The sequence below is a fragment of the Streptosporangium oxazolinicum genome (assembly GCF_039537505.1).
GTDB lineage: Bacteria > Actinomycetota > Actinomycetes > Streptosporangiales > Streptosporangiaceae > Streptosporangium > Streptosporangium oxazolinicum.
The window spans coordinates 1-16,269 of sequence record NZ_BAABAQ010000023.1 but is presented as its reverse complement, the minus strand read 5'-3'; the positions used below and the strand labels follow the sequence as shown (position 1 = coordinate 16,269).

General features: G+C 71.1%; 15 protein-coding genes. 7 read left to right on the top strand and 8 right to left on the bottom strand.

Going from position 1 to position 16,269, the window contains the following annotated elements; genetic code table 11:
- Nucleotides 1-311: 311 nt before the first annotated feature.
- Genes ABD817_RS38490 through ABD817_RS38465 form a run of 6 tightly spaced genes read right to left on the bottom strand, consistent with a single transcriptional unit; the run spans nucleotide 312 to nucleotide 5,153 of the window.
- Nucleotides 312-1,058 (bottom strand): copper homeostasis protein CutC, encoded by a 747-nt coding sequence (locus ABD817_RS38490; RefSeq protein WP_344923401.1) that lies wholly within the window; start codon nucleotides 1,056-1,058, stop codon nucleotides 312-314.
- Complete coding sequence (locus ABD817_RS38485) at nucleotides 1,055-2,005, bottom strand: asparaginase (RefSeq protein WP_344923400.1); 951 nt, start codon at nucleotides 2,003-2,005, stop codon at nucleotides 1,055-1,057. The genes ABD817_RS38490 and ABD817_RS38485 overlap by 4 nt, the downstream gene beginning before the upstream one ends.
- Nucleotides 1,998-2,825, bottom strand: a complete 828-nt coding sequence (locus ABD817_RS38480; RefSeq protein ID WP_344923399.1) for an amino acid ABC transporter permease — start codon at nucleotides 2,823-2,825, stop codon at nucleotides 1,998-2,000. Before ABD817_RS38480 ends, ABD817_RS38485 begins: the two co-directional genes overlap by 8 nt.
- Nucleotides 2,822-3,466 carry an amino acid ABC transporter permease gene (locus tag ABD817_RS38475; protein WP_344923398.1) on the bottom strand — a complete coding sequence of 215 codons (645 nt, stop codon included), beginning with the start codon at nucleotides 3,464-3,466 and terminating at the stop codon, nucleotides 2,822-2,824. The genes ABD817_RS38480 and ABD817_RS38475 overlap by 4 nt, the downstream gene beginning before the upstream one ends.
- Nucleotides 3,466-4,383 (bottom strand): glutamate ABC transporter substrate-binding protein, encoded by a 918-nt coding sequence (locus tag ABD817_RS38470; RefSeq protein ID WP_344923397.1) that lies wholly within the window; start codon nucleotides 4,381-4,383, stop codon nucleotides 3,466-3,468. The genes ABD817_RS38475 and ABD817_RS38470 overlap by 1 nt, the downstream gene beginning before the upstream one ends.
- Before the next feature lie 41 nt (nucleotides 4,384-4,424).
- Nucleotides 4,425-5,153: an amino acid ABC transporter ATP-binding protein gene (locus ABD817_RS38465; protein ID WP_344923396.1), complete on the bottom strand. Its 729-nt coding sequence runs from the start codon at nucleotides 5,151-5,153 to the stop codon at nucleotides 4,425-4,427.
- Between the two features lie 105 nt (nucleotides 5,154-5,258).
- Between ABD817_RS38465 and ABD817_RS38460 the strand changes: the two genes are divergently transcribed.
- Nucleotides 5,259-6,401 carry an ROK family protein gene (locus ABD817_RS38460; protein ID WP_344923395.1) on the top strand — a complete coding sequence of 381 codons (1,143 nt, stop codon included), beginning with the start codon at nucleotides 5,259-5,261 and terminating at the stop codon, nucleotides 6,399-6,401.
- Between the two features lie 159 nt (nucleotides 6,402-6,560).
- Nucleotides 6,561-7,112 (top strand): DUF4142 domain-containing protein, encoded by a 552-nt coding sequence (locus ABD817_RS38455; RefSeq protein ID WP_344923394.1) that lies wholly within the window; start codon nucleotides 6,561-6,563, stop codon nucleotides 7,110-7,112.
- Nucleotides 7,113-7,204: 92 nt separating this feature from the next.
- Here ABD817_RS38455 and ABD817_RS38450 read toward each other — a convergent pair whose 3' ends face one another.
- A complete protein-coding gene (locus tag ABD817_RS38450) occupies nucleotides 7,205-8,245 on the bottom strand; it encodes a LacI family DNA-binding transcriptional regulator (RefSeq protein ID WP_344923393.1) in 1,041 nt (346 codons plus the stop codon).
- A complete protein-coding gene (locus ABD817_RS38445; protein WP_344923392.1) occupies nucleotides 8,229-10,682 on the bottom strand; it encodes a beta-xylosidase/alpha-l-arabinosidase in 2,454 nt (817 codons plus the stop codon). Before ABD817_RS38445 ends, ABD817_RS38450 begins: the two co-directional genes overlap by 17 nt.
- A 350-nt stretch (nucleotides 10,683-11,032) precedes the next feature.
- On the opposite strand from ABD817_RS38445, the gene ABD817_RS38440 reads away from it, so the two are divergent.
- The 5 genes from ABD817_RS38440 to ABD817_RS38420 all read left to right on the top strand — a co-directional run.
- Nucleotides 11,033-12,388 (top strand): extracellular solute-binding protein, encoded by a 1,356-nt coding sequence (locus tag ABD817_RS38440; RefSeq protein WP_344923391.1) that lies wholly within the window; start codon nucleotides 11,033-11,035, stop codon nucleotides 12,386-12,388.
- Nucleotides 12,385-13,311 carry a carbohydrate ABC transporter permease gene (locus ABD817_RS38435; RefSeq protein WP_344923390.1) on the top strand — a complete coding sequence of 309 codons (927 nt, stop codon included), beginning with the start codon at nucleotides 12,385-12,387 and terminating at the stop codon, nucleotides 13,309-13,311. Before ABD817_RS38440 ends, ABD817_RS38435 begins: the two co-directional genes overlap by 4 nt.
- Before the next feature lies 1 nt (nucleotide 13,312).
- Nucleotides 13,313-14,245 carry a carbohydrate ABC transporter permease gene (locus ABD817_RS38430; protein ID WP_344923389.1) on the top strand — a complete coding sequence of 311 codons (933 nt, stop codon included), beginning with the start codon at nucleotides 13,313-13,315 and terminating at the stop codon, nucleotides 14,243-14,245.
- A gap of 248 nt (nucleotides 14,246-14,493) precedes the next feature.
- Complete coding sequence (gene bla / locus ABD817_RS38425; protein WP_344923388.1) at nucleotides 14,494-15,429, top strand: class A beta-lactamase; 936 nt, start codon at nucleotides 14,494-14,496, stop codon at nucleotides 15,427-15,429.
- On the top strand, nucleotides 15,429-16,269 hold an 841-nt coding region (locus ABD817_RS38420), incomplete at its 3' end, for a transglycosylase domain-containing protein (protein WP_344923387.1). The genes bla and ABD817_RS38420, both read left to right, overlap by 1 nt.

Here is a 16,269-nt window from a genome sequence, read left to right as displayed (position 1 = left end):
CGGCGCGTTCCTCGAACCGATCACGAGCGAACGAACCACGAGAACAAGACAAATCTCATCACACCTGGTTACGGCCCGCGTCACCGGGCGGAGTCCGGCGGGTTTCGGCGTGCCGGTCCGGGCCTTCGCGCCACGACGAGCCGGTGCCCGTACGAGCCGGGGCGGCGGACGTGGCCCCTGTTCACGTCCGCGGCGGGCACGGCTCCCGGGGGCAGGCACCCGCCGAGACGCCTCACGGAGACCAGGCTCCGGAGATCAGGCTCACGGAGACCAGGCTCACGGAGACCAGGCTCTCGGAGGGCTCCCGGAGGTCAGGCGCCCGAGGCGGCGATCACCTCGGAGACCAGGCGCGGGGAGGTGATCAGGCGGCTGTACTCGGGCTGGCGCAGCTCCCCGCCCATGAACGGGTGCGGGTTGCGGTGGACCGCGGGGCTGGGCGCGTCGACCAGGGCGGCGAAGTGGATCTCGGAGGCTCCGGTCGCCTCGACCACGCGGTGCACGTTGCGGGGCGTGATGCCCCCGCCGGGCATCACGACCAGGTCGTCGCCCGCCCGCTCGACCAGGGCAGCGATCAGCGGCGCGCCCTCCAGGGCGGTGACGTCCTGGCCGGAGGTGAGGACCCGGTCGACGCCCAGGGAGGCGAGGGTGTCCAGGGCGGCGAACGGGTCGGCGGTCATGTCGAAGGCCCGGTGGAAGGTGACCGAGAGGTCCCCGGCCGCGCCGATGAGGCGCTTGGCCACCTCGGCGTCCACCTCGCCGGACGGCGTCAGCACCCCGATCACCACGCCCTTCGCGCCCGCGTCCCTGACAGCGGCCACGTCGCGCTCCATCGCCGCGATCTCGTACTCGTCGTAGATGAAGTCGCCGCCCCGGGGACGGATGATCACGTGGACCCGGATCGCCGAGACCGCCGCGAGGGTCGCCTCGACGGTGCCGAGGGTCGGGGTCAGGCCCCCTTCGAAGAGGGCCGAGCACAGCTCGACGCGGTGGGCCCCGGCCTGCTCGGCCGCGAGCGCGCCCGCCGTACTGTCAATGCAGATCTCATATCTAAGGCTCATTTTTCCTCCAAAGCATGGATTTCACCGACCGGTAGGCCCCCGCCCAGCACCGGGACGCTCGCGAAGCCCGCCGCCGGAGCGACGTCCCCACCGGCCGCCCTGAGCGCGGCGAGCGCGATCGCGCTCGTGGCCCGAGGGCTCCCGTCGATGACCTTGACGGCCGCCGCGTGCCCGGTGGCGAGCGCGACGACGAGGACCCCCTCGGCGCCGCCCTTGGCCACCGCCCCCGGCAGCGCCCGCATCAGCGAGGTGTTCACGTGGCCGGTCCCGCCGACGTACTCGGGGTGCTCGCGCATCGCGTCGGCGACCGCCCGTTGCGGGGTTCCCGGCTCGGCGACGACCAGGGCCCGTACGGCCCGCGCCAGCCCGGCCAGCGAGAGCCCGAACAGCGGGGCGCCGCACCCGTCGACGGCGACGTGGGCCGTCTTCTCCCCCGACAGTTCCTCGGTCACGGCGCGCACCCGCAGTTGCAGGGGGTGGCCGGAGTCCAGGTAGGAGGCGGTCTCCCAGCCGGAGACGGCGGACGCGGCGAGCATCGCGGCGTGCTTGCCCGAGCAGTTCATCCGCTCGCGCGAGGCCGTCAGGCCCGCCCGGATCAGCATGTGCCGGGTGGCCTCGTCCTCCGGCCAGTCCGCGGGGCAGCGCAGGTCCTCGAAGCCGAGCCCGGCCCCGGCGAGCATGTCGGCGACGAGCCGCACGTGGAAGTCCTGGCCGGTGTGGCTGCCCGCGGCGATCGCCAGGGCGGGACCGCGCAGGTCCGCCCCGGACAGCAGGCAGGCCAGCGCCTGGAACGGCTTGGCCGAGGAGCGCGGCAGCACCGGCGCGTCGACCGCTCCCCTGGCGACGGCCACGGTGCCGTCGGGCGCCAGGGCGACGGCGCTGCCGAAGTGCACGCTCTCCACGAATCCGGAGCGCACCACCTCCGCGAGCGGGACGAGTTCAGGCACGGGCGGGTCTCCTTCTGAGCCGGCGGGCCCCCGGGGTGTCGCGGGCGTCGAGGGTACGGGCGAGTTTGGACAGCGACGCGTTGACCACCAGGTAGATCAGCGCGACGACGATGTAGGTCTGGATGAGCAGGCCGTTGAAGGTCGCCAGGACCTTGCCGCTGTAGAGCAGTTCGGCGTAGCTGACCACGAAGCCCAGCGAGGTGTCCTTCAGCAGGCCGACCGACTGGCTCACGATCGAGGGCAGCACCCGCCGGGCCGCCTGCGGCAGCACGATCAGGCGCATGGTCTGGCCCTGGGTGAGCCCGACCGCGAGACCGGCCTCGCCCTGGCCGCGTTCCACCGACAGGATCCCGGCTCGGAAGATCTCCGCGAACGCCGCGGCGTTCGAGATCGCGAGCGGCACCACGAGTTTCCAGAACAGCGGCAGGTCGAGCCCGTAGCGGGGCAGCGCGAACAGCACGACGTAGACCAGCAGCAGCGCCGGGATGGTCCGCACGACCTCCACGTACGTGGCGGCGGGCACGCGTATCCACCGGTGCCGCGACAGCCGCCCGAGGGCGAGAGCGAGCCCGGCCGCCATCGCGAGCGCGGCCGAGACGACGGCGGCGAGCGCGGTGGCCCACAGCCCGTTCAGCAGGTAGCGCCACATCGGCCAGGTCGCGTACGGCGACCAGCGGTCGGCGTCGAGCTGGCCGTTGGCGGCGAACTGGCGGACCGCCAGCGCCAGCAGGACGAGGATCGCGACCGCCCCCACCGCGGTCGCGATCCTTATCCTGCGGCGGGCGCGCGGCCCCGGCTGGTCGAAGAGGAGGTTGCTCACCGGACCACCACCAGCCGTCGTTCGAGCCGCCCGGTGACGAACCCGGCACAGGCGGCGATCAGCGCGTAGGCCAGTCCCGCCCCGACGAAGATCGGGATGGGCTGCGCCTCCGCGAGGTTCACCCGGTTGGCCGCGGCGGTCAGGTCGACCACGCCGACCGCGGCGGCGAGTGAGGTGTTCATCGTCAGCGCGATGAAGATGTTGCCGACCGGCTGGATCACCGTGCGCAGCGCCTGCGGCAGGACCACGTGGCGCAGGGACTGGCCGAAGGTCAGCCCGAGCGCGCGGGCCGCCTCGCCCTGTCCGGCGGAGACCGCGTTGACGCCGGAGCGCAGTGCCTCGGCGATGTAGGCGGCCTCGTAGAGCGCGATGACGATCATGGCCGTCACCAGCAGGTCGGCCTTGAGCCCGATCTCGGGCAGGCCGAAGACGGCGAGCACCAGCAGTACCAGCAGCGGCAGGTTCTGGAAGGTCTCCACATAGGCCGTGCCGATCCCGCGCAGGACGCCGACCGGGCTGACCCGCATGGCGGTGATCACGAGCCCCACGACCGCGGCTCCCACGAAGGACGCCGCGGTCAGCTGGAGGGTCACGACCAGTCCCTGCCACAACTCGGGCAGGTGGTCCAGGAGGGCGGACATCAGGACCCCGGCACCGATCCGATCTGCGGCGGGGTGGGAGCCTCACCCTGCACGACCGTGCCGAGGGAGTTCTTCCAGGTCTTCTGCCAGAGGCCTTCGGCCTGGATCTTCTTCAGCCAGTCGTTGACGAACGTCTTGAACTGGTCGTCGCCGTGCTTGAGGCCGATGCCGTACGGGTCCTCGGTGAACGGGCTGCCGACGACCTGGACCGAGGAGTCCTTCTGCGCGTTGGCGACCAGGAGCGTCTCGTCCTGGACGTAGGCGTCGCCGCGTTCCTGCTTGAGGGCCTGCATGCACTCCGGGTCGCTGCCGAACGTCACGATCTTGGCCTGCGGGGCGAGCTTCTTGATCGCCGGGATGGCCGGGGTGTTGGCTCCGGCGATGACGGTCTTGCCGTTCAGGTCCTCGGGTTTGGCGATGCCCTCGGTGCCCTTCCTGACCGCGAGGCTCAGCCCGGAGGAGTAGTACGGACCGGCGAAGGCGACCTGCTCGGCCCGCTCGGGGGTGATCGTGTAGGTCTGGAAGACGACGTCCACGGTGCCGTTGGAGAGCAGTGCCTCGCGGGTCTCCGAGGCCGAGTTGACGATCTTCACCTTGGGCTCGCCGATGATGTACTTGGCGAGCGCCTTGCCCATGTCCGCGTCGAACCCCTCGACCTCGCCGGTCGTCGGGTTCTGCTGCGACAGCAGCGGGGCGTCGAGCGACCCGCCGACGATCAGCTCGCCGCGCTGCTTGATCTTCTCCATCGTGGAGCCGGGCAGGATGTCCGCGGCGGCCGCGACCGGCGCCGAGGCGATCAGGTCGTTCCCCTTGGCCTCGCCCGGTACGGCCGGGCTCGCCGAATCCGTACCGGCACAGGCCGAGAGGCCGAGCATGGACACAGCGGCGACAGCGGCCAGCCGCTTCATGGACACCATCGGGCCCACCATCCTTTTCGATCGCTTTCGATCGTTTTCGATCAATGAGTGAGAACTTTGGCCAGGAAGTCCCTGGCACGGTCGGTCTGGGGAGCCTCGAAGAAGGCGCCGGGCTCGCCCGTCTCGACGATCTGGCCGGCGTCCATGAAGACCACGCGGTCGGCGGCCCTGCGGGCGAAGCCCATCTCGTGGGTGACGACGACCATGGTCATGCCGTCGGCGGCGAGCCGGACCATCACCTCCAGCACCTCGCCGACCATTTCCGGGTCGAGCGCCGAGGTGGGCTCGTCGAAGAGCATCACCTTGGGCCGCATGGCGAGCGCGCGGGCGATGGCGGCCCGCTGCTGCTGCCCGCCGGACAGCTGCGCGGGCAGCTTTCCCGCCTGCTCGGCGATGCCGACGCGCTCCAGCAGTCTCCGCGCCGACGCCTCGGCCTCGGCGCGGCCGTCGCCCCGGACCTTCATCGGCGCGAGCACGATGTTCTCCAGCACGGTCTTGTGCTGGAACAGGTTGAACGACTGGAACACCATGCCGACGTCGGCCCGCAGCCGGGCCAGTTCCCGGCCCTCCACGGGGGCGGGCACACCGTCGACGAGGATGTCCCCGGATCCGGCGGTCTCCAGCCTGTTGAGGCAGCGGCACAGCGTGGACTTGCCGGAACCCGAGGGGCCGACCACCACGACGACCTCGCCCCGCGCCACATCAAGGTCGATGTCGCGCAGCACGTGATGATCACCGAACCATTTGTTCAGCCCTTTGACCTGAATCATTGCCATCTTCCTTCGAAATCGAAGATAGAGCGGAAGGTAATGGATGATTCTCACGCAAGTCAACACGTTGCCGTAGTAAGTACAGACGTGGTATTCCTCTAGTTCATGTCAGGCAAAGAGCGGCTGCCGGTACGGGGAGCGCAGGGCGATCTGCTGCGTCTCGTCGCCACCGGCCACGCCGAGTCGCGCGCGCAGCTGGCCCGCATCTCCGGCCTGGCGGCGTCGAGCGTCTCCCTTCGCGTCGAGGAGCTGATCGACACCGGGCTCCTCGTCGAGGAGGGCTCGGGCACCTCCAGCGGCGGGCGGCGGCCCCGGCGGCTGCGGGTCAGCCCGGCCGCCGGCCTGCTCGCGGTGGCCGACCTCGGGGCGCACCACGCCCGCCTCGGCCTGCTCGACCTCAGCGGTGTCCCCCTCGTCGTCGAGGAGCGCGCCTGCGACATAGCGCTCGGCCCCGAGGCGACCCTCGACTGGATCGCCGCCTCGTTCGACGAGCTGCTGATCGCCCACGGCCCGCCCGGCGTCCCGCTGCGCGGTGTCGGCACCGGCATCCCCGGCCCCGTCGACCCCGCCAGCGGCCGGGTGGTCTCCCCCTCGCGCATGCCCGGCTGGAACAACTTCCCCGTCGCCGAGCATCTCGGCGCCCACTACGACCTGCCGGTGCTCGTCGAGAACGACGCCAACCTCCTCGCCGTCGGCGAGGCCCGCTCGTGGCCGGGGTTCGACAACCTCATGGTGCTCAAGGCCGGCAGCGGCATAGGGTGCGGCGTGATCGTCGACGGCCGCCTGCACCGGGGCAGGGGCGCGGCCGGAGACATCAGCCACGTCCGGGTCAGGACCGACTCCTCCACCATGTGCTCGTGCGGCCACCCCGACTGCCTGGAGGCCTACGCGAGCGGCGCCGCGCTCATGGACGCCCTGGCCGGGCTCGGCATCGCGACGCGGCGCCCCGCCGACGTCGTCGCCCTGGTCGAGGACGGCGTTCCCGAGGCCACCGCCCTGGTCAGGAACGCGGGCCGCCTCATCGGCGAGGTGCTCACCGTCCTGGTCAACTTCCTCAATCCGGACGCCATCGTCGTCGGCGGCAGCCTCTCCACCGCCGAGCCGCTGATCTCCGCCATCCGCGCCGCCGTCTACGAGCGCTGCCTGCCTCTGGCCACCCGCGACCTGGAGATCGCCGTCACCCGGGGCGGCCCCGACGCCGCCCTGCTCGGCGCGGGCTCCCTCCTGCTGGACGCCGTCCTCGGCTGAGGAGGGGCAGGTGGGACGGGCGGCTCTTGGCATCACCCTCTCGTCCTTTTGTCATGATCTACCGCTTATGGCGCTATATCTCCATGAATGCGTGCATATGAGAAGGAGGTGGTAGTTCCGACCGTGGACTGATCGACGGAGGATCCGATGGTTCGAAAGATGATCATCTTGCTGGCCGTCGCCGTGACCGTGACGGGCGGCACGGCCGGCGCTGCCGTCTCGCCCGCCCCGCAGACCGTGAGCCAGCAGGACAAGGACTTCCTCGTCCAGGCGCACCAGGCCAACCTGGCCGAGATCGAGGGGGGCAAGGCCGCCGAGGCCAAAACCTCCGACTCCGAGGGGCGGGAGAGCGCCCAGACCGTCCGCGACCTGGGAGAGAGGTTCGTCGCCGACCACACGAATCTGGACGAGTCCGTACGGCAGGTGGCCGACAAGCTCGGCGTCAAGCTCCCCGACCAGCCCACCGCCGCGCAGCGCGAGCAGCTCGACAAACTGGGGGCGCTGAGCGGCGCGGACTTCGACAAGGCGTGGCTCAGCGAGGAGCTCGAAGGCCATCGCGAGACCCTCGCCGCCATCGAGAAGGAGGTCGGGAGCGGCTCCTCCCCCGAGGTGAAGAAGCTCGCCACCGACGCCAAGCCCGTCGTGGAGGAGCACATAGACCTGCTCCTGCACGCCGAGGAGACTGCCACGCCCGCCCCTTCGGAGAGCTGAGGAAGCCCTCCGGGACCACCCGGACGCGCGCTACCGGTGAGAACCGGGCGAGCCGTCCCCGGCCGCACGGCCGCGCCGACGGGCGAGCGGGATCAGCCCCGCCCGGGGGGACCCCCGGGCGGGGCGGTGGAGCCGCGTACCACGAGCTCGGTGGCGAGTTCGACGTGGTGGGAGTCGACCCGCTCGCCCGCCGCCAGGCGCAGGGCCGTGCGGACGGCGACGCCGCCCATCTCCCGTAGCGGCTGGCGCACGGTGGTCAGCGGGGGCGAGGCCATCCGGGCGACCTGGGTGTCGTCGAAGCCGACGATGCTGAGGTCCTCGGGCACGCGCACCCCGCGCGCCCTGGCCGCCTCCAGCACGCCGAGCGCGATGTCGTCGCAGCCGGTGAAGACGGCCGTGGGCGGTTCGGGCAGGTCGAGCAGAGCCGCGCCACCCGTCACCCCCTCCTGGTACTGGAAGTGCCCCGACCGTACGTAGTCCGGGGGAACCGGGGCGCCCGCGGCCTCCATGGCGGCGCGGTAGCCGTGCAGCCGGGCCTGGTCGCAGGCGGCGGTGACCGGGCCGCCGAGGTAGGCGATGCGCCGGTGCCCGAGTCCGAGCAGGTGCTGCGTCGCGGCCAGGCCCCCGGCGAAGTTCGTCGAGCCGACGCTGATGACCCCCCTGGTCTGCGGCAGGTTCAGCGGGTCGATCACGACCAGCGGCACCCGCGCGCGGGACAGGGCGGCGAGCTGCCCGGCGGTCAGCTCGCTGGTGACGGCGATCACGGCCCGCCGTCCGGCCGTGGCCAGGCCGCGCGCCCAGCCTCCGGTGCGGTCGGCGTTCGTCCGGATGCTCACCACGATCGCCGCGTCGGCCTCGGCCCCGGCCCGTACCGCGCCCTGGACGATCTCGGTCGAGTACGGGTTGAGGTCGGCGTCGAGCTCCACCTCGATCGTGGCCGGCGCGCTCACGTCACCCTTGCGGCGCTGCGGTGGCGCGACGTAGTCGTGCTGCTCCAGCAGCGACTCCACGAGGGAGCGGGTCACCGGGGAGACGTCGCCCCGGCCGTTGAGCACCTTCGACACGGTCGCGACCGACACACCCGCCGACGCCGCGACCGTGGCCAGCGTGGCCCGTCTAGGACTGGCCGGCATCCGTTCCTCCCTGATGTGTGGTGGAAGCGCCCGGTGCCGGTCGCACGTCCACCCGGGTGACCAGTCGCCGGTCCGGGCCGACGTGGCGCGGCGGGCCGGTCAATCGTACGCGGCCCCGGCAGGGCAGGTCGGACGCCGACGCGCCCACGAACACCTCGAGGTCGCCGGGTTCGACGACGCGCCGCAGGTCGCGGCCGGTGAACGCGGTCCGGTCGGCGGGCACGGTGAAGGTCACCAGGGCGCTCGCGCCGGGCTCCAGCCGGACCCGGGCGAACCCGGTGAGCTGCCGCACCGGCCGGGTGACCTGGGCGACCACGTCGTGCAGGTAGAGCTGGACGACCTCCTCACCGTGTCGGCCCCCGGTGTTGCGCACGCGCGCCGACACGGTGAACTCGCCGTCGGTGGGCACCTCGGCGTCGCCGATCCTCAGGGAGTCGATCGCGAAGGTGGTGTACGAGGTGCCGTGCCCGAACGGGAACAGCGGGGTCGGGTCGAGGTTGCTGATGCCGTGGCTGTTGGAGCCCAGCGGCGGCTGCAGGTAGGTGCCCGGCTGCCCTCCCGGGCCGCGCGGGATCTGCACCGGCAGCTTCCCGCTGGGCTGCACCCGGCCGGACAGGACCCCGGCGATGGCCGCGCCGCCCTCCTCGCCGGGCATGAACGCCTGGACGAGCGCGGCGGCCGTCCCGGACACGCCGCCCAGCGCGTACGGGCGGCCCGAGACGACGACCACCACGACCGGCGTGCCGGTGGCGGCCAGCTCGGCCAGCAGGTCCTCCTGCACGCCGGGCAGCCGCAGGTCCTCGGCGTCGCAGCCCTCGCCCGACGTGCCCAGCCCGAACATCCCCGCCAGGTCGCCGACGACGGCCACGCACACGTCGGACTCGCGGGCCGCCCGGAGCGCGGCGGCGAAGCCGGAGCGGTCCTCGCCCCGCACGTCGCAGCCCGGCTCGTGGACCAACTCGGCGCCGGGCAGCTCGGCCCGCAGCGCCTCCAGCAGGCTGGGCGCGGCCACGCCGAGTCCGAGCCCCGGATGGCGGGGCAGCACGTGGTTGGGGAAGGCGTAGCAGCCCATGAACGTGCGCGGCTCGTCGGCGCCGGGGCCGACCACGGCCACCCGGCGCGGCTCCGGGCGCCCCTCGCCGAGCAGCGGCAGCGCGGTGCCCGCGTCGAGCAGCACGATCGACCGTTCGGCCAGCTCCCTGGCGAGTGCCCGGTTGGCCGGTGAGTCGAGGTCCACGGCCGGTGCCCCGGCCACCGACCTCTCCGGCGTCCAGTCCGGGTCCAGCAGCCCGAGTTGCGCCTTCTGGGTGAGCAGGCGCCGGGCGGCCCGGTCGATCAGGGACTCCGGCAGCTCGCCCCGTCGTACCCGCTCGACGAGGTGCCGGCCGAAGCCGAGTGTGTCGGGCAGTTCGACGTCGATGCCCGCGGTCAGCGCCTGCACCCCGGCCTCGTCGGTGTCGGCGGCGACCTGGTGTGTCGTCGCGAGGAACGGGATCGCCCAGTAGTCCGACACCACCGTCCCGGTGAACCCCCACTCGCCGCGCAGCAGGTCGGTCAGCAGCCACGGGTCGGCCGCGGCGGGGACACCGTCCACGTCGGAGTAGGAGTTCATCACCGACCGCGCGCCGCCCTCGACGATGGCGGTCTCGAACGCCGGAAGGATCATGTCCATCAGCTCGCGGCGGCCCATCGGCACCGGGCCGTGGTTGCGGGCCGCCCGGGAGGCGGAGTAACCGGCGAAGTGCTTGAGGGTGGCGATGATCCCGGCGCCCTCCAGGCCGCGCACGTAGGCCGCGCCGAGCGTCGCGACGAGGTACGGATCCTCGCCCATGGTCTCCTCGACCCGGCCCCAGCGGTAGTCGCGTACCACGTCCAGCACCGGCGACAGGCCCTGGTGGACGCCCACGGCGCGCATGTCCCGCCCGATGGCGGCGGCCATCCGCTCCACCAGGTCCGGGTCGAACGTCGCACCCCAGGCGATGGCCGCCGGGTAGACGGTCGCGCCGTAGGTGGTGAAACCGGTGAGGCACTCCTCGTGGACCAGCGCCGGGATGCCGAGCCGGGAGTGTCTCACCACCTCCGACTGCAGCCGCACCACCTCCGCGGCGCCCTCCACCGCGGTCACCGGGGCGCTGCCGAACACCCGCGTCAGGTGGCCGAGCCCGTCGCGGACCGCCTCCTCCAGCGGCACCCTCCCCGAGGCCGCGAAGACGTCCTGCATCGGGGCCACGTTCGCCGGGCCCTCGGCCTCCTCCGGCTCTCCTCCCCGGTCGGCCCACATGTCGTTGCCGAACCACCGGCTGCCGAGCTGGCCGACCTTCTCCTCAAGGGTCATCTCCTCCAGGAGGGCGTCGACCCGGTCGGCCACGGAAAGTGCCGGGTCCCGCCACGGACGGAGGATCCGGCCCGTCGCGGAGGTCCCATCTAGCGCCGTCATCTGCTCTCCTCAAGAAAACGCGTTCCGGCAACTCTTCGAAACATTTCGACGCGTTGCGGAGCCTCACTCGATGTCCTGGCGTGCGGGAGATGACCAGGAAAGTCCAGATGAGAGTACCTCACATACCTCGCATATCAAGCTCGCGCCGACCCGCGACCGCCCCTTGACAGGTAACTAGCTGAAATCTAAATTGACGATCCACGCGGTCTGTTTCGGAAATGTTTCGACATGTCGGGCTCAGAAGAGCGGACGCCTGGCATCGGAGGTGCTGATCCACGACCGACGGCCACCGCCACTCATGTTTCCCCTGGAGCCGCACCCAGTCCGGCACTCGACACACGGAGATCAGCGTGGAGCCAACGACACCCTCTCGCCGCACCTTCCTCACCCTCTCCATGGGCATTCCCCTGGGGGCCGCGCTGGCGGCCTGTGGCACGTCCGGCCCCACCCCGGCGGGCGGGGGCGCGACCGGCGGCAACGCCGCGAGCGCCAAGAACACGGCCACCTACTGGTTCCTGTCGGTCCAGCCGCAGGAGGGCGTGCGCACCAGGGCCGTGGAGCGGTTCAACAAGGCCAACCCCTCCGGGCAGATCACCTTCACGACCATGCAGAACGACGCGTACAAGACGAAGATCAAGACGGCGATCGGGGCGGGCCAGGCGCCCACCATCATCTGGGGCTGGGGTGGCGGGACCCTGCGCACGTACGTGCAGGCCGGGCAGGTGGAGGACCTCACCCCGTGGTTCGAGCAGAACCCGGCGGTGAAGGACCGGCTGTTCGCCTCCTCCTTCGGGGCGGCCACGATCGACGGCAAGATCTACGCGATGCCCGCCGAGACCATGCAGCCCATCGTCCTGTACTACAACAAGAAGGTCTTCGACCAGGTCGGCGTGCGTCCGCCGGAGTCGTGGGGCGACATCATGGCCCTGGTCCCCAAGTTCAACGCCGCCGGCATCGCCCCGTTCTCCCTCGGCGGCCAGTCCCGCTGGACGAACATGATGTGGCTGGAGTTCCTCTTCGACCGCATCGGCGGCCCCGAGGTGTTCCAGGCCGTGTTCGACGCCAAGAAGGACGCCTGGTCCCACCCGGCCGCCCTCGACGCCCTGACCAAGCTGCAGGACCTCGTCAAGGCGGACGGGTTCATCAAGGGCTTCTCCTCGATCACGGCCGACTCCAACGCCGACCAGGCCCTGCTGTACACCGGCAAGGCCGCGATGATGCTGCACGGCGGCTGGACGTACGGCAGCATGTCGACCGACGGCGGCGACTTCGTCTCCGGCGGCCACCTCGGCTACATGAACTTCCCGCCGGTCGAGGGCGGCAAGGGCGACCCCAGCAACACCGTCGGCAACCCGGGCCAGTACCTCTCGATCTCCTCCAAGGCGACCCCCGAGCAGAAGGAGATCGCCAAGAGGTTCTTCGCCACCGCCGTGCTCAACGACGAGGACGTCAAGGAGTGGGCCGGTACGGGCGCGGTGCCGATCGTCAACGGCGCCGACAGCGCGTTCGCCACCTCCAAGGACGCGGACTTCCTGACGTTCGTCTACGGCATCGCCAGCAACGCCACGTCCTTCGCCCAGTCCTGGGACCAGGCGCTCAGCCCCACCGCGGCCGAGGTGCTGCTGGACAACATCGCCAAGCTGTTCCAGCTGTCGATCACCCCGCAGCAGTTCGTCTCCAATATGAACGCGGTCATCGGCAGTTGAGCGCGCTCGCCACCCCCGCCCGGAGAGGGACGCCGCCGGCCGCCGCGCGAGGGGCCAGGGGCGGCGTCCTGCCGTGGCTCGCCGTACCGGCCCTGGTGATCTTCGTCGCCTTCGGGGTGATCCCGCTGGCCGGGGTCCTGTTCCTCAGCTTCACCTCCTGGGACGGGCTCGGCGAGATCCGGATGTCCGGGCTCACGAGCTGGCGGGCCGTGCTCGCCGACCCCGGCCTCCCGCACGCCCTGTGGGTGACGCTGCTGGTGATGGTCGCCTCCTGGGCGGTCCAGACCCCGGCCAGCATCCTGATCGGGGTGTTCCTGGCCGGGCGGCAGCGCTACCGCTCGCTGCTCGCGGTGCTGTACTTCATCCCGCTGCTGCTGAGCTCGGCCGCCATCGCGATCGCCTACAAGGCGCTGCTCGACCCGAACTTCGGGCTCGGCGCCGGGCTGGGCGTCGACCTGCTCGTGCAGGACTGGCTCGGCGAACCCGTCCTCGCCTTCGGTGTCGTGATCTTCGTGGTGTCGTGGCAGTTCGTCCCCTTCCACTCGCTGATCTACCAGGGCGGCGTGCGGCAGATCCCGCGCTCCATGTACGAGGCCGCGGAAATAGACGGCGCGGGCCGCGTCCGCAGGTTCTTCAGCATCACGCTGCCGCAGCTCAAGTACACGATCATCACCTCCTCCACCCTGATGGTCGTCGGATCCCTGACCTTCTTCGACCTGATCTTCGTGCTGACCGCGGGCGGCCCCGGCGACGCCACCCGGGTGCTCGCCCTGGACATGTACAAGCGCGGCTTCCAGGCCAACCTCATGGGACCGGCCAGTGCCATCGCCGTCATCCTCGTCCTCGTGGGCCTCGCCCTGGCGTTGCTCCTGCGCCGGCTCGGCGGACGCGACGCGGGAGCCAGCCAGATGGAAGGGGCCTGACATGGGCATGACCTGGACGACGAGGCCCGAGCGGACCGCACCGGCCGCGCCGGCCGGGACGGAGACGCACCGGCGCCCGCCGCGAGCGGGCGGACAGCGGACCCGGGCGCTCGGCGAGCGCCGCAACTGGCTGGGCGGGATCGCGGGCTGGCTGTGGCTCGCGATCGTGATCGTGCCGATCTACTGGATCGTCATCACCAGCTTCAAGGCGCAGAGCGGCTACTACGCCACCAACCCGCTCGCGCCGCCGACCGAGCCGACCCTCGACAACTACCGGCTGGTCGTCGAGTCCGACTTCCCGCTGTACTTCCTCAACAGCCTCATCGTGACCGTCGGCGCGGTCGTCCCGGCGGTCGCGGTCGCGTTCATGGCGGCGTACGCGATCGTCCGGGGCAGCGGCGCCTTCCGCTTCCTTCGCGGGGTGAACGCGCTCTTCCTCATGGGCCTGGCCATCCCCTTGCAGGCGACCATCATCCCGATCTACCTGATCATCATCCGGCTTCGCCTCTACGACTCGCTGACGGGGCTGATCCTCCCGTCGATCGCCTTCGCGATCCCGCTGTCGGTGCTGGTCCTGACCAACTTCATCCGTGACGTGCCCAAGGAGCTGTTCGAGTCGATGCGGCTGGACGGCGCGGGCGAGCTGACGACACTGCGGCGCCTGGCCCTGCCGCTCACCATGCCGGCCGTGGTGACGGTGACGATCTACAACGCGCTGACGATCTGGAACGGGTTCCTGCTGCCGCTGATCCTCACCCAGAGCCCCGACAGGCGCACGCTGCCGCTCGCGCTGTGGACCTTCCAGGGGCAGTACAGCGTGAACGTGCCGGCCGTGCTCGCCTCGGTCGTGCTGACCACGCTGCCCATCCTGATCCTGTACGTGATCGGCCGCCGCCAGCTGCTCAGCGGCCTGACGGCCGGTTTCGGCAAATAACCGTGCCCGGCCGGTCGCTCCGGGAGGCGGCGCCGGACGGCCCCGGCCGTTCCCCGTCCGCCTGCGACCGGCCGGTGCCACGCCGGAACCCGTAGGACATCCGGCGCGCCTCCGTTCTCCGGCTGCGGGCTCCGAGCAGGTCCGTGTATGCCATTTCAGCATGAAGCCGACTGTTTCTGTCTTTGACGGCATCGGACAACGACACGAGACTGCCCGTCGTATCCAGTCCACGATGGGAAGGCCCGACCATGCCCGCTCAGCTTCTTCGACGCGTCGCGCTCTCGACGCTGGCCTCACTCGCGCTGATCCCCCTGCCGGGTGTCGCGACGGCCGGTCACGCGTCCACCACCCCGCCCGCGACGGCGACGCCCACGCGTACCGATCAGGCCCTCAAGGACCTGCGCACCCTGGAGACGTCCTTCAAGGGCCGCATCGGCGCGTACGCCCTGGACACGGCGACCGGCAGGACGGTGACCTACCGGTCGAACGAGCGCTTCCCGCTGCTGTCCACCTTCAAGGCACCCCTCTGCGCGAACGTGCTGCACAAGGCGCGCACCTCCGCCCCCGGCCTGATGAACAAACTGATCAAGTGGACGGCCGCCGACCTGAAGCCCGGCTCGCCGGTCACCGAGAAGCACGTCGAGGACGGCCTGACCGTCGCCCAGCTGTGCGAGGCGGCCGTCACCCAGAGCGACGGCACCGCGTCCAACCTGCTGCTCAAGCAGATCGGCGGCCCCGCGGGCCTGACGAGATACTTCCGCGGCCTGAAGGACCCGGTCTCCCGGATGGACCGCTGGCACCCCGAGCTCAACGACTGGACCCCCGGGGACAGGCGCGACACCACCACGCCCTCGGCCATCGGCCGTGACCTGCGCATGCTCACCACCGGCAAGGCGCTGCACGCCAAGGACCGCGCGCAGCTCAACGCCTGGCTGCTCGCGAACAAGACCGGCGACGAGCGCATCCGGGCGGGCCTGCCCAAGACCTGGACGATCGGCGACAGGACCGGCACCAACTCCGACGGGTTCGGCGGCGGCAACGACATCGCCGTCATCTGGCCTCGGAAGGGCGACGCCCCCATCATCATGGCGATCTACACCAACCGCACCCCGGGCCTCGCCACCGACAACGAGACCATCGCGAAGACCGCCACCATCCTGGCCCGCGGGCTCGGCAGGCTCTGATGTCCGGCCGGGGGACGAAAATCGTACGGCTCGTCGCCGCGAGCGCGGCGGTGGGCGCGCTCATGGCGGGGATCGCGTTGCCGGCGGTGGGGGGCGCCGGTCTGGGGATCATGTCGGCGACCAGCGAGCTGAATCTCAAGCCCGAGGATCTCACCGAGCCGCCGCCGGCGGAGGTGTCGATCGTGCAGGACGCCAGGGGCAACGAGATCGCGCGGTTTTATGAGGAGTACCGGACGGTCGTCACGCTGGATCAGGTCGCCGAGGTGATGAAGACGGCGATCATCTCGATCGAGGATTACCGGTTCTACCAGCACGGGGCGATCGATCTGGAGGGGACGATCCGGGCGTTCGCCAAGAACCTGCACGCCGGTGGGGTGAGCCAGGGGGGCTCCAGCATCACCCAGCAGTACGTCAAGCAGGTCCTGCTCAACTCGGCCGTCACCGATGAGGAGAAGGACAAGGCGCTGGAGGCCAGTTACGCGCGCAAGCTGAACGAGTTGCGGCATGCGATGGCGGTGGAGGAGAAGTACTCCAAGGACGAGATCTTGGAGAAGTATCTGAACATCGCCTATTTCGGGGCGAGTGCGTACGGGGTGGAGGCGGCGGCCACGCGGTTCTTCGGGGTACGGGCGGCCGATCTGAGCCTGCCGCAGGCCGCGACGCTGGCCGGTGCGGTGCAAGACCCCAACGCCACCGACCCGAACCTGGGCAGGAAGCAGCGGGAGCGGTTGCTCAAGCGGCGCAACGTGGTGCTGGACCGGATGGCGGAGCTGGGCAAGATCACCCCGGCGGTGGCGGCGAAGGCCAAGGCCGCCAAGCTCGGCTACAGGGGCACGAAGC